General features: G+C 47.3%; 11 protein-coding genes and 1 tRNA gene. 5 read left to right on the plus strand and 7 right to left on the minus strand.

What is annotated here, in order from left to right:
* Positions 1-77 precede the first annotated feature (77 nt).
* From MBO_RS06365 to MBO_RS06380, 4 genes are all read right to left on the minus strand, one after another.
* Positions 78-917 (minus strand): MetQ/NlpA family lipoprotein, encoded by an 840-nt coding sequence (locus tag MBO_RS06365; protein WP_036365776.1) that lies wholly within the window; start codon positions 915-917, stop codon positions 78-80.
* Between the two features lie 166 nt (positions 918-1,083).
* Entirely contained in the window at positions 1,084-1,773 is a 690-nt protein-coding gene (locus MBO_RS06370; RefSeq protein WP_036365777.1) for a methionine ABC transporter permease, read from the minus strand.
* Positions 1,763-2,824 (minus strand): methionine ABC transporter ATP-binding protein MetN, encoded by a 1,062-nt coding sequence (metN, locus tag MBO_RS06375; RefSeq protein WP_320108860.1) that lies wholly within the window; start codon positions 2,822-2,824, stop codon positions 1,763-1,765. The genes MBO_RS06370 and metN overlap by 11 nt, the downstream gene beginning before the upstream one ends.
* Before the next feature lie 91 nt (positions 2,825-2,915).
* Positions 2,916-3,863: a D-2-hydroxyacid dehydrogenase gene (locus tag MBO_RS06380; RefSeq protein ID WP_036365782.1), complete on the minus strand. Its 948-nt coding sequence runs from the start codon at positions 3,861-3,863 to the stop codon at positions 2,916-2,918.
* Positions 3,864-4,124: 261 nt separating this feature from the next.
* On the opposite strand from MBO_RS06380, the gene rapA reads away from it, so the two are divergent.
* The 3 genes from rapA (at position 4,125) to MBO_RS06395 (ending at position 9,035) form a co-directional block, all read left to right on the plus strand.
* Positions 4,125-6,986 carry an RNA polymerase-associated protein RapA gene (gene rapA / locus MBO_RS06385; protein WP_036365785.1) on the plus strand — a complete coding sequence of 954 codons (2,862 nt, stop codon included), beginning with the start codon at positions 4,125-4,127 and terminating at the stop codon, positions 6,984-6,986.
* A 33-nt stretch (positions 6,987-7,019) separates the two neighbouring features.
* Complete coding sequence (locus tag MBO_RS06390; RefSeq protein ID WP_036365788.1) at positions 7,020-7,373, plus strand: 5-carboxymethyl-2-hydroxymuconate Delta-isomerase; 354 nt, start codon at positions 7,020-7,022, stop codon at positions 7,371-7,373.
* Between the two features lie 162 nt (positions 7,374-7,535).
* Complete coding sequence (locus tag MBO_RS06395) at positions 7,536-9,035, plus strand: YifB family Mg chelatase-like AAA ATPase (protein WP_036365791.1); 1,500 nt, start codon at positions 7,536-7,538, stop codon at positions 9,033-9,035.
* A gap of 31 nt (positions 9,036-9,066) precedes the next feature.
* Here the strand turns inward: MBO_RS06395 and MBO_RS06400 are convergent, their stop codons facing one another.
* The gene (locus MBO_RS06400) at positions 9,067-9,741 is read right to left on the minus strand and encodes a phosphoglycolate phosphatase (protein ID WP_036365794.1); all 675 of its coding nucleotides are present in this window, start codon (positions 9,739-9,741) and stop codon (positions 9,067-9,069) included.
* Between the two features lie 516 nt (positions 9,742-10,257).
* Here MBO_RS06400 and MBO_RS06405 point away from each other — a divergent pair.
* Entirely contained in the window at positions 10,258-10,797 is a 540-nt protein-coding gene (locus MBO_RS06405; RefSeq protein WP_036365797.1) for a porin family protein, read from the plus strand.
* Between the two features lie 124 nt (positions 10,798-10,921).
* Here MBO_RS06405 and MBO_RS06410 read toward each other — a convergent pair.
* Positions 10,922-10,997 (minus strand) — tRNA-Phe (locus MBO_RS06410).
* 181 nt (positions 10,998-11,178) lie between these two features.
* On the opposite strand from MBO_RS06410, the gene MBO_RS06415 reads away from it, so the two are divergent.
* Positions 11,179-12,120, plus strand: coding sequence for a polyprenyl synthetase family protein (locus MBO_RS06415; RefSeq protein WP_036365799.1), 942 nt, complete (start codon positions 11,179-11,181; stop codon positions 12,118-12,120).
* Between the two features lie 66 nt (positions 12,121-12,186).
* On the opposite strand, the gene mutY is transcribed toward MBO_RS06415, so the two are convergent.
* Positions 12,187-13,350 (minus strand): A/G-specific adenine glycosylase, encoded by a 1,164-nt coding sequence (gene mutY, locus MBO_RS06420; protein ID WP_080702212.1) that lies wholly within the window; start codon positions 13,348-13,350, stop codon positions 12,187-12,189.
* Positions 13,351-13,390 lie beyond the last annotated feature (40 nt).

The following is a 13,390-nucleotide window of genomic DNA, read 5'->3' on the forward strand; positions in this document are numbered from 1 at the left end:
TAACTAACTAACTAACTAACTAACGTAACGTAAGTAGTAGTAGTAGTAGTTTTTTGTTGTGATTAAAGCTTGGAGAATTACCAGCCTTTAACCACACCGTCTTTAAATTGTTTCTTAGCTTCGGCTTCTACTTCGTCAGTTTGGTATGCTTTGACGAAGTTTTGGACGGCTTCTGAGTCCTTGTTGTCGCTGCGTGCTACGATGATGTTCACATACGGCGAGTCTTTAGCTTCAACGAATACGCCATCTTCAGCAGTCAGACCTACTTGACCTGCGTAGTTGTTATTCACAACCGCCAGATCCACATCGTCCAGTGCACGCGCGGCCACAGAGGTATCAACTTCTTTGATAACAAGGTTTTTTGGGTTTTCAACGATGTCAAGCGAGGTTGAGAATAGATTATTGATGTCTTTTAGCTTAATTAGACCTTGTTTTTCAAGCAAAATCAACGCACGAGCTAGGTTCGATGGGTCATTTGGCACAGCGATGGTAGCGCCGTCTTTTAGCTCATCTAAAGATTTGATTTTCTTGGAGTAGCCTGCCAATGGGTACACGAAAGTATTGCCCACGATGACCAGATTGTCCAACTTCTTCTCAGAGCTGTCTTTGTCAAGATAAGGCTTGTGCTGCATGGCGTTCGCGTCTAGATCTCCATTTGATACCGCGGTGTTCGGTAGGGCGTAGTCGTTGAATTCTACATATTCAACGGTCAGACCGTATTTTTCTTTAGCGACTTTGGCGGCAACTTCTGCCACTGCGTGCTCAGGGCCGCTCATGACGCCTACTTTGATGGTTTGTGCGACTTGGTCAGTGTCAGCAGGCGCTGCTGCTTGCTCTGCTTTTTTGTCGCCGCCACAGCCTGCAATTGCGATACTAGAGGCTAGAACACATAGACCGAAAAATTTGTTTAATTTCATGATGATACTCTTTAATTCACGATGGATCGGTTAAACTGAGGTTGAATGAAATAAGGCTGCATATACAACTATGTGCGTATTAAACCATAAATTCGCTTAATAATTCAATATGCACCGATAGCTTAATTTAGAAATTTATTATTCCATTTTGGAAAATAGTCAGCATTTATCGATGATCGACTTTCTCAGCCAATACATCGCCAGCTTTTTGGCAAATCATCACAATCGCTACGATGATGATGGTAGCGATCCATTTAACATAAATCATGCCACGATGTTCGCCGTAGCTGATGGCGAGATTACCAAGACCACCGCCGCCGACCACGCCTGCCATCGCCGAGTAGCCGATGAGCGAGACGAGCGTGAGCGTGATGGCATTGATGATCATCGGCAGGCTCTCTGGCAAGTAGTATTTACTGACGACTTGCCAATGCGTCGCCCCCATGGATTTGGCAGCTTCAGTAAGCCCTGTAGGGATCTCAGTAAGCGCATTGGCGGTAAGCCGCGCAAAGAATGGTATCGCCGCCACGCTCAATGGAACGATCGCTGCAGTCGTGCCAAGGGTCGTACCCACGAGTAGGCGCGTCACAGGCAGTAGGATGATCAGCAGAATGATAAATGGCACAGAGCGACCGATGTTAATGATGACATCCAGAATGCGAAATAAAGTCGTGTTCTGTAGAATGCGACCTTTGCCTGTCAAAAACGCCAAAAATCCGAGCGGTAAGCCCACAACCACAGCAATCAACGTCGCGGCCAGCCCCATATAGATGGTCTCATAGGTCGATTTGGCGACCATCTCCCACATCTTAGGATGTAGTTCGGTCATAAAATCCGTGTAAATCTTATCCCACATAACCCAATACCTCCAGATTCACGCCGTGCGCGGCTAAAAATTCATTCGCCTGCATGATGGCGGTGGGACTGCCCATCACCTCGCAGATGGTAAAGCCAAACTTGACACCGCCCACATAATCCATCTGCGACGTAAGAATGCTAAATTCCACGCCGTAAGATTTGCTGGCTTGTGAGAATAGTGGTAAATCGACCGAATTGCCGCTGAACTCATATTTGACCACAGGGTAAGATTCTTCGTGGGTAGGTGTATCGGTGAGCGTTGCCATGAATTCATCTGGCAGGCCGATATGAAAAGTAGAATTGATGAATGCTTTAGCAAGTTCAGTCTTGGGATTGGCAAAAATTTCACTCACTTGACCTTGCTCGACCAACACACCGCCATCAATGACAGCCACCCTATCACAGATGCGTTTAACCACGTCCATCTCATGTGTAATCAGCAAGATGGTAATGCCAAGCGTTCTGTTGATCTGTTTTAGCAGTGCTAAGATGGCCTGTGTGGTGGCGGGATCCAGCGCGCTCGTCGCTTCATCGCACAGCAGAACCTTAGGGTCTGATGCTAGTGCGCGTGCGATCGCAACTCGCTGTTTTTGACCGCCTGATAGATTGGCAGGATAGACATCGTGCTTATCCGACAGTCCCACAAGTGCGGTCAATTCATTTACCTTCTTATGTATGTCGGCCTTGGGTGCACCTGATAGCTCAAGCGGTAGAGCGATGTTATCGAACACCGTGCGCGAGTGCAGCAGATTAAAATGCTGAAAAATCATGCCGATATTACGACGCGCCTTGATGAGTTCGTGCTCGGATAATGCCGTCAAATCCTGTCCGTCTAGTACAACTGTACCCGTGGTGGGACGCTCTAGTAGGTTTACACAGCGGATCAGCGTGCTCTTGCCTGCGCCAGATGAACCAATAATCCCAAAAATCTCCCCTTGGTTGATGGTGAGATCTGTGGGTTGCACGGCGGTGAATTCGATATTCTTGCCGTCTTTTTGGGTGTGAAATACTTTACTGACTTGGGTCAGCTGTATCATGGGTGTTGTCATGTGAATGCGATGGTTAAAATAATAAAAAATGTGTTAAACATTGTATTTTAACACATTTTATAAAGGGAATTTATGAAATCATCAATCTAAGCTAGTTGGTGTAATTTTGGATAAAATCATCTATCTGATCGCTTAGAATTTGCCAAAGTTTGCTTTGCGCGTGCAAACTGCCCCAAGCGTTGTGCGGTGTAAAAAACACTCGTGGATGGTCTCTTAGGGCTAATAACGGATCGTCAGCGGAGAATGGTTCAGCCTCGAAGACATCTGAGCCATAGCCTGACAGACTGCCATTGGCGATGGCATGGGCGATGGCATGACTGTCCACCACCGCACCGCGAGCGACGTTAATGATGATGGGGTTTTTTGTCATTTTGGCGATGGTATCTGCATTAATGAGGTGGGCGGTCTCCTCGGTTAGTGGACAATGCAGGCTGATCACATCGGAGGTGGCTAGAACTTCATCAAAATCAGTATAACTGTCATCTCGCGGTGCTCTGCCTTGGCGTTCAGCGAGCAGCACCTTCATGCCAAACGCACGCGCGATGCGAGCGACGTTTTGCCCGATGTTGCCTGCGCCAATGATGCCCAAGGTCTTACCATGTAAATCAAAAATCGGCTCACTCAACAGACAAAACCGCCCATCTGCCTGCCACGTGCCGTCAGTCGCCTGTGTGTGATAAAAAGCAGCGGCGCGCATGACATTAAGCATGAGCATAAAAGTATGCTCTGGCACGCTTACGGTTGAGTAGCCTGCCACATTCATGAGTGTGACACCGCGCTCCTTGCACGCGTCGGCATCGATGTTGTTGATGCCTGTGGCGGTGACGTGGATGAGCTTGAGATTGGGTAGGCGTTCGATGACATCGCGGCTGATGATGACTTTATTGGTGATGATGATGTCAGCATCACGGCAGCGTGCGACGATGACATCGGCGCCATTGGGCGTGCTGTCATGGCGTTCATAATGGCTGACACTGCCAGGTAGGGAAAGGTCGGTTTGACTTGAAAAGGTGTTGGCGTCTAAGAATACGGCTTTCATTGTGTTCTCATGCTGATAAATATTTGCCTTAATATAGCACAATTACCACACCCATGAAGTGCAAATTCTTACCTGAATACAAAATTATCTTATCAATATTGGTTGATGTCGCCCAAATAATGCTTGGCAAAATTGACCACCTTGAAAAGTGCCAACATAGCCACCATCAAAAAGAGGGTGCGAAAATTAAGTTTTTTTAGTAGAATAATAGGTTTTTATTAAAAGTATTAAATCCATCTTTGGATAAATTAAGAGTGTTTTATGAGTCAATTTGCCATTGGTCAGCGTTATTTGTCCGATTCTGAAAGTAATCTTGGGCTTGGAGTTGTCATTGGTATGGATGATCGCTGTGTCTCGGTGTTGTTCCCGCAGTCTGAGGAGACGCGAGTGTATGCCAAAGCATCTGCCATGCTATCTCGTGTGGTGTTCTGCGTCGGGGATACGGTAAGTGACCAAGATGGCAATCGGCATATCGTGGCGCGCTGCGAAGAGGTGTCGGGCGTGATGCGCTATCATCTGACGTGTGGCAAGTCACTCATGGAGACGCGTCTGGCGGCGAATATCACACTTGCCAAGCCATTAGAGCGTCTATTGGCGGGGCGCATCGAGAATAATGAACGCTATGATCTGCGACAAGACGCTCTAAAGCTACAAGCCATGCTGTTTCGCCATCCCTTGCGCGGTCTGATCGGACCGAGAATGGATATTATTCGCCATCAGTTGTATATCGCTCATGAAGTAGGCAAACGCCTTGCGCCACGTGTTCTTTTGGCGGATGAAGTGGGGCTTGGTAAGACCATCGAGGCGGGGCTGATTATTCACCAGCAGATCATCACTGGTAAGGCGAATCGCGTGCTGATCTTGGTGCCGGACAGCCTGCAGTATCAATGGATGATCGAATTAAGACGTCGATTTAATTTGGATTTTGCGATTTTTGATTTGGTGCGTACGGCATCCATCAAAGAGCACAACCCTGACCAAAATGTCTTTGCAACCGAGCAATACATCATCGCAGGCATTGACTTGCTGCTTGACCATCATGACCTATATGAGCAGGCATTCACGGCGGGCTTTGACCTGCTCGTGGTGGATGAGGCGCATCATCTACAATGGGATGAAGAACAAGGCGGCAATGATAAATACGAACTGGTGGCAGATTTTGCAGCGCATACCCAAGGTGTGTTATTACTGACTGCAACGCCAGAACAGCTTGGCGTGGAGAGTCATTTTGCACGTCTAAGACTGCTTGATCCACATCGTTTTGATGATTTGGATGATTTTATTGTAGCTCAAGAGGCCTTTGGGGATGTGGCGATGGTAGCGACTTTGCTCATCGAGGGCAAGGCATTATCTGATAAGCAGATCAATGCCGTGGCAGGATTGCTTGGCTTTGGCGTGGATCAGATCGTAGATATTAATGATAATGATAAACTTCGCACCCACGTTATTAATGAGCTGCTAGATCGACATGGTACGGGTCGTGTGCTGTTTCGTAATACGCGTGACAGCGTGGATGGATTCTATGGGCGTACCAGCATCCCTTATCCGCTGCCGCTGCCGAGCGCATGGCAAGGCACGCATTATATGCATGGTAAGCTACGCGAACAGCTGTGGGGTGAGGAGAATTATCCCGATGGTTCTTGGCTTGAGAACGACCCTAGGGTTAATTGGCTCATCAACCTATTAAAAGAACCCTTAAAGCACAAAAAAGTGCTGCTCATCGCCAGAAGTGGCGCGACTATTGAGAGCCTTGAGGCGGTGTTAAGATTGCATGCTGGGATTCGCACGGCTATCTTTACCGAGCAAATGAGTCTGCTTGAGCGAGATCAGGCGGCGGCGTACTTTGCTGATGTTGATGGCGCGCAGATTCTGCTGTGTTCTGAGATTGGCTCAGAGGGGCGTAATTTCCAGTTCGCTCAGGATTTGGTGCTATTCGATCTGCCTGCCAACCCCGATACGTTGGAGCAGCGCATTGGTCGCCTTGATCGCATTGGGCAGATTGCCAAGATTCAGTTGCACGTGCCATTCGTGGTAGGGACTGCCCAAGAGCGTCTGTATAATTGGTATGATGGTGCGCTGAATATCTTTAATCAAATCAGCCCAACCGCGCAGAATGTCCAAGAGCATTTCATCGCTGACCTAAAACCACTACTAGAAGGTGAGAACAACGAAGAGAATCAAGAGGCTTTGGTGAATCTTATCGCCCAAGGGTTGCTGCTGCGCGCCGAACTAGAAGAAGAGCTGCAGGCGGGACGAGATAGGCTGCTTGAATATAATTCCTGCCGTCCGAATGTCGCCAGTCGTATCGCTCAAGCCATGAGTGAGCTTGATGATGGTAAGATTCTGCCGATGTTCCTTGATCGCTACTTTGAGGCGGTGAGCATTGATTATGATGTTCAGCGTGATTATTCTTGGGTGGTGCACCCTATCGATGCGCAAGAGGTGGACATTGAGGGCATTGAATCTTTGCCTTTTGATGAAGATGGCATGACATTAACCTTCGATCGCGCTCAGGCGTTGGCTCGTGAAGACATGGATTACATGACTTATGAGCATCCGCTCATCACCAGCATTCTTGAGATGGTGACGTCTGGCACTTTTGGCAATACGCAAGTTGCCATGTTAAAGTCATCCGCCATGCCTCAGGGTATGATTTTGGTAGAGAGTCATTTTCGCGTGGAGGCGATCGCACCCAAGCATTTGAATTTGGCTGCTTATCTGCCGCAGCAGGTATTAAGAGTGTTCCTAACCGAGCGTGGCGATGATCTGACTAAGGTCGCCACCAGTGATAAGATCATGCCGCTCATTGAGCGACTTGATAAAGCTCGAGCCAGACAGGTGGTCAAGGCGCGTGCAGCACTTATCGAGGCGCAAGCCAATAAAGCCAAAGACATCGCACAGGCTCAGCTGTCTGACATCAGCGCGCAGGCGATGACACAGTTTAGTGATTATCTTAATAAAGAAATCAGCCGCCTAAAACGCCTACGGGCCATCAACCCGAACGTAAGAGATGATGAGATCTTAGCGCTACAGAAGATGCTTGACCAAGGTATTTTGGCATTAGGCAACTTATCGCTCGTTCCTGACAGCATTCGCGTGCTGGTCTGCGTCAAGCCAAATTAACTTAAGCATTTTGAATATTTATAAGGAAAAATCATGCCGCACATCACCGTAGAGCTTAGTCAAGGTGTTAATATTGATGAGGCTGAGCTTCTGTCTAAGCTGAATCATGCCTTATTCGCCACAGGCCAATTCAAAGAAAGTCGAGACATCAAGGGGCGCGTTCATCGCAGCGATGCCAGCTTGATTGGACTTGGTGCAGAAGATGGCGGGCATTTCGTGATTGCGCATCTTGCCATCATGCAAGGGCGCACCGATGAGATTAAGTCGGATTTGGTCTCGGTGGTGATGAACGTACTACAGCAAGTGGTCAGCCCTAAGCTAACGGGCGTTCAATATGCCGTGAACCTGACTGAGCTGTCTTACGTCTATCAAAAGGCGCTGGTCTGATCGATGTTCAAGAACCGATATTTGTCGGTTCTTGTTTTTATTACGATGTCAAAGATAAGTGCGGTTAAATTTAAAATGGCGCATCACTTTTAATCTGTGTTATAAAGACATCACGCACTCTATGTCACTATCCAAAATGATTAAAAACTAAAAAGGATTTCCATGTCATTTGCCAAGATTTTTACTCGCTCTGTGGTTGGCTTGCACGCGCCATCGGTGTTGGTGGAGGTGCATTTATCACAAGGCATGCCGTCTTTGACCATCGTTGGCTTGCCCGAGGCGGCAGTGCGAGAGAGTAAAGATCGCGTCCGCTCAGCGCTCATTAACAGTGATTATGACTTTCCCAGTCGCCGTCTAACTATTAACCTTGCGCCTGCCGATCTACCAAAAGACGGTTCGCGGTTGGATTTGCCGATAGCGATGGGTATCTTGGCAGCGAGCGGCCAAGTAGACGAAAGTGCGCTTGATGGGTTTGAATTCGTCGGCGAACTGGCTTTAAATGGCGATCCGCGTCCCGTCTCAGGCGCGTTGTCAGTTGCTCGCGCTGTCAAGGCAACAGGGCGAACGCTTATCTTACCCAAAGAGAATGCAGCAGAAGCGGCGCGTGTGGCAGGGGTGAAAGTCATCGGTGCGGACAGCTTGACTGCGGTATGTCGCCATTTAGATGTGGTAAGCGGTGTTAGCAATAATCAAGCGGATTTAATTGCGCTTAGCGAATCAGTATCCACGACAGCACAGGCAAGCTATAAGCTTGATTTGTCCGATGTGAAAGGACAGTATCACGCAAGGCGCGCGCTTGAGATCGCTGCGGCGGGCGGGCATTCGATGTTGTTCAAGGGACCTCCGGGTTCAGGCAAGACGTTGATGGCAAGCCGTCTGCCGAGCATCTTGCCGCCATTGACCGATGATGAGGCCTTAGAGGTGGCAAGTATCTATTCGGTGGCGGGTGTAGCTTATGAATTTGGTGTGCGTCCGTATAGACAATGTCATCACACCATGAGTGCGGTAGCCTTGTCTGGAGGGGGTTCACGTCCAAAACCTGGTGAGATTAGCCTTGCCCATAAAGGCGTTCTCTTCTTAGATGAATTACCCGAGTTCGACCGTAAGACATTGGAGGTCATGCGTCAGCCGATCGAGTCAAAGGAAATCGTCATCAGCCGTGCTAATGCACAAGTGACCTATCCAGCAGAGTTCCAATTGATTGCTGCGATGAACCCCTGTCCATGTGGATATCATGGCGACCCATCCAATCGTTGCCGCTGTAAGCCTGACCAAGTACGCCGTTATCAAGATAAGATATCAGGACCATTGCTTGATCGCATTGACTTACATATCCACGTCCCTGCCATGCCGCTAGAAGACTTGCAGAACGCACCACAAGGCGAATCATCGGATGTCGTGCGTGAGCGTGTGATCGGGGCGCGTAATTTTGCGCTAAGGCGTCAAGGTAAGGCCAATAACGAGCTAAGCCCTAGCGAGATTGATACACATATCCCGCTAGGTGCGACACAGAAGCAACTGCTTACCACTGCTCAGTCGCGCCTGAACCTATCGGCACGTAGCTATCACCGAATACTAAGAGTGGCACGCACCATCGCTGATCTGTCAGGTGCAGAGCGGGTAGGAACATCGCACCTAGCAGAAGCGCTAAGCTATCGCTAATAGCAAGTCCATCAACGATAGGATCCAGAGCTCAATCTTTGATAATAAACGCGACCAAATCTCTAAACTCATCAAACACCGCATCAGGATTGTGATTGGTGATTGGTTCGCCATAATTATAACCATAGCTTAGGGCAAGGGTGGTCATGCCTGCACTCTTGCCCGCTAGGATGTCGTTCTTTGAGTCGCCAACCATGATTGCCTGTGATGGATTAACGCCTAATTTCTCGCAGATGTGCAGTAGTGGCGCAGGGTCTGGTTTTTTGACAGGTAGGCTGTCGCCACCAATGACGCAGCTGAATTTATCTTCCCACCCCATCTTTTGTAGTATCTTAGGTAGGAATTGACTTGGCTTATTCGTACAGATGGCAATCTCAAACCCGCAGCTAATTAATCGCTCCAGCCCTTCACTCACGCCATTATAGGCGACCGTACCATCGTGACAATCGGCATACTCCCTTAAAAATACTTCATGCGCATCATTTGACTTATCATTACCTAGCCCCGCCCACTCGATCGCACGCGCCACGAGCTTCATAGAGCCATTGCCAATCCAAGTACGTACATGATCGACTCCTGCAGGCGGCTTGCTAAAGTGCGCCAAAGTCTTATCAATCGCGGCTGCCAAGTCTGGCACGCTATCGATGAGTGTACCGTCTAAATCAAAAATAATCAGTGATTTGGCTAATGCGTCTGAATTTTGCATGAATTTTCCTTATTTTCATTTAAATTGAGCAAAAATTTTCTAAAAAAGATTGTAACACAGCCCCGAGATTTTAGGATAATTTTCTAGAAACTGTAACAAATTATGATTTTATGCCAAAATATTACCTTAAATCGCTGTTAAGATGGAATATTTTTGGCTGTTTTCATTGCAAATTTAAAAAATTATCGAAAGAATCAGCATTTTTTTAAGATTTACAAAGAATCTTTAAAAAATCTCTCTGATTTGATGGTGCAAAATGTTGCCAAATTTGACTTTTTGGATAAAAAACAGCGCAGTTTTTGAAAATACCAACAAAAAATTGCAAAAATTAGCCGAATGTTTTTAGAGGTGGGCAGATTTTTGCAAAACTTTACATTTCACTCCACAAACACGCACAGTTATTAAGAAATATTTTGTTACTATGACCTCAACACAAAGAGCAAAGCAAAAAAACTCTTTGGGTCATTAAACAAACAACAAAGCAAGCGGTGCTTAACCGCATTTTAGGAGAAGTATATGAAAACTCTAAACAAAGCAATCCTAGCTCTAGGCGCATCATCAGTACTAGCAATGAGCGCAAACGCTGCCATCACTTATGGTTCAGCGGCAGCTGGTCAACCATACGTAGGTGTTAAAGTTGGTCAAATCGACGCCGACAAAGCAAAAAATGCAACTGCCTATGGCGTGTACGCAGGTTATAACTTTGACCAAAACTTCGGTGCTGAAGTAGAATACATGGGTTCTGAAGATAAGAGCTACACAACTAACGGCGTAGACCGTAAGTTTGATGCCAAAACTTATGGCGCATACGGCACTTATCGTCATAACTTCAACAACACCCCAATTTATGTAAAAGGTAAACTAGGTATTGCAAAAACTGAAGTAGAAGACCGCCGCGTTGATGGTAACTCTATCATCGAATCAGATAAAATCAGTCTAGCGGGCGGTGCAGCTGTTGGCTTTAATGCAACACCAAACGTAGGTCTTGAAGCTGGTTATAACTACCTAAACAGCGACGCTACCATGTGGGGCGTGGGTGCACACCTAAAATTCTAATCTAACTTAAAATTAGTAGAATAACACATAGAATAACCGTCCATTTGGGCGGTTGTTTTTTTTGTTTAAAATGAAATCGCGTCAAATAAAAAAACACTCAACCGAAGTTGAGTGTTCTTAAATATGGTGGCGTGGGGCAGGATCGAACTGCCGACACACGGATTTTCAATCCGTTGCTCTACCGACTGAGCTACCGCGCCAAAATTTTGATTAGCTTTATTGGCTAAGTGGTGCGTATTATATATGATTTATAGAACTTTGCAAGCACTTTTTGCACAAATTTCCAAAATTTTTAAAAATTTTTCCATTCTGGGGCAAAAGTACTGATTTTACGATTTTTTTTGGGTATGATAGGGTGTTTTGAGTGGCATGAGACATAAGATGAATCAGTTGAGCGTGAATTTTAATAAATTAGATGCAAATAGGTTGGCGAGTGCGCGTGATTTTGTTTTGGATTGCTTAGCGGCAGATTTTAAGCTGGTCTTTGAACAGGTACGATTGCCAAATCCGTTGGGAGGGGCGTCTGTTTATGCCTTATCAAACGGTGGCAAGCGAGTGCGTCCGCTGCTTGTATTGGCGACTTTTTTGACAGTATGCGACGAAAGGTTGGATTTGGCAGGTGGGGCGGATTTTAATATGGTGCGCCGTGCCATGCTTGCCATTGAGATGATTCACAGCTATTCTTTGGTTCATGATGACCTGCCGTGCATGGATGATGATGACCTGCGCCGTGGCAAACCGACCTGCCATGTGGTCTATGGTGAGGCTACCGCGATGCTGGTAGGGGATGTGCTACAGTCGCTTGCCTTTGATGTGCTGGGCGGCGATTATTGGGGTGATACGGATGATGTCAAATTCGCCAAACTCACCAAAATTCTAGCAGCCAATGCCAGACGAATGGTGGCAGGGCAGCAGGCGGATTTAAATGGTGAACAAAAACAGCTTAACCAAAACGAGCTAGAAGCCATTCACAAGGACAAAACAGGGGCGTTAATCGTGGCGAGTGTTCTTATGGGGGCGGTGTGTGGCGGTACGTCTGATGAACGCATGGCAAGTCTTGGCGAGTATGCACGGCTTATCGGGCTTGCCTATCAAGTGCAGGACGATGTGCTGGATGTGGTGGCAGACACCCAAACGCTGGGCAAAATGGCAGGCAGTGATGAAAAACTTGACAAATCCACCTACGTCAAACTGCTTGGCGTGGACAATGCTCGTGCCTATGCCGATGAGCTCTTTGATAAGGCAAGAGAGCAAGTGACAGATTTGGGCGATGACAATCTACTTTTGCAAATGGTGGATTGGCTACAAAAAAGAGATTATTAAAAACAGGATTTTGATGTTTGGAAAATATAAAATCGTCAGTTTTGTGATTTAAAAATTGATAACTGATTATAACTGATTAGAATTTACCCCCACCAATTTCCCCATCGCCTTTGGTATGCCCAGCCCATCACACCCTTTTTGCCAAACAAAATCGGCATGAATGGCGGTTAGGGCGTGGTTGATGTTGTTATAAAGTGTTTTATCAATATTTATATAAACCAATGACAAATGCCAATGAAAATGCGTAAGTGTGTGTTTGATGGTTTTGAGATGATTGATGGTAATGTTTGGCAAATTATCCAAAATTTGACGCTCAGCAAGGCTTAGGCGTTGGGCGTGGGTGTATTTATCGTGCATGGTTTTGGCGTGATGTAAATCATGGAGTGCATCGTCTTGTTTGTCATTTATCATCAGCATGGGCAAGGCATACAGTCCGTCCCAAATGCCTGTCCCTGTGTCGCTTTGGCGTTTTATCCATAACAGTTTATCATCATATATCAGAGCAAACACGAGCGAATGGCGGTGGGGTTTGTCCGCCTTTTTGGCTTTGACAGGATAGGCGGTGGGATTGCCGTCCTTATGGGCGGTGCAGTCGTCCGATAGCGGGCAAGAGACGCAAGCAGGGCGTGTGCGAGTGCAGACGGTCGCCCCCAAATCCATCATTGCTTGGGCGAACTTACCGCTATCATCTTTGGGCGTGAGTTTATCGGCAAGCTCCCACAGTACCTTGTCGGTGGCGGATTTGGTGATGTCGCCGTCTATGCCTGCCCAGCGTGTCAGCACCCGTTTGACGTTGCCGTCGCATATCACGCCACGCCCACGCACACCCATCGCCACTATCGCTCCTGCGGTGGAGCGTCCCACGCCACGCACGTTTTGCCATTCGTCCACCGTCTTTGGAAAATGCCCATGCGTGGTGATATAGTCCGCCACTTGCTTTGCCCCTGCGTGTAGATTTCTTGCCCGAGCGTAGTAGCCAAGTCCTGCCCATAGGTTTGCCACATCGTCCCAGTCGGCATTTGCCAAATCTTGTACGGTGGGAAATTTATTCATAAACCGCCCAAAATAACCCAAAACAGTGGCGACTTGGGTTTGTTGAAGCATGATTTCAGACAGCCAAACGGCATAAATGTCAGACGTGTCGGCATGATGATATTGCCAAGGCAAGTCATGACGACCGTGCGTGGCAAACCAAGTAAGCAGGCGTGGGGCAAAAGTAGCGTGGTTCATGAGATGACCTTTTTTATCAAAAAAAAAACCTTCATGGGGA

Source organism: Moraxella bovoculi 237 (genome assembly GCF_000696305.2).
Classification (GTDB): Bacteria; Pseudomonadota; Gammaproteobacteria; order Pseudomonadales; family Moraxellaceae; genus Moraxella; species Moraxella bovoculi.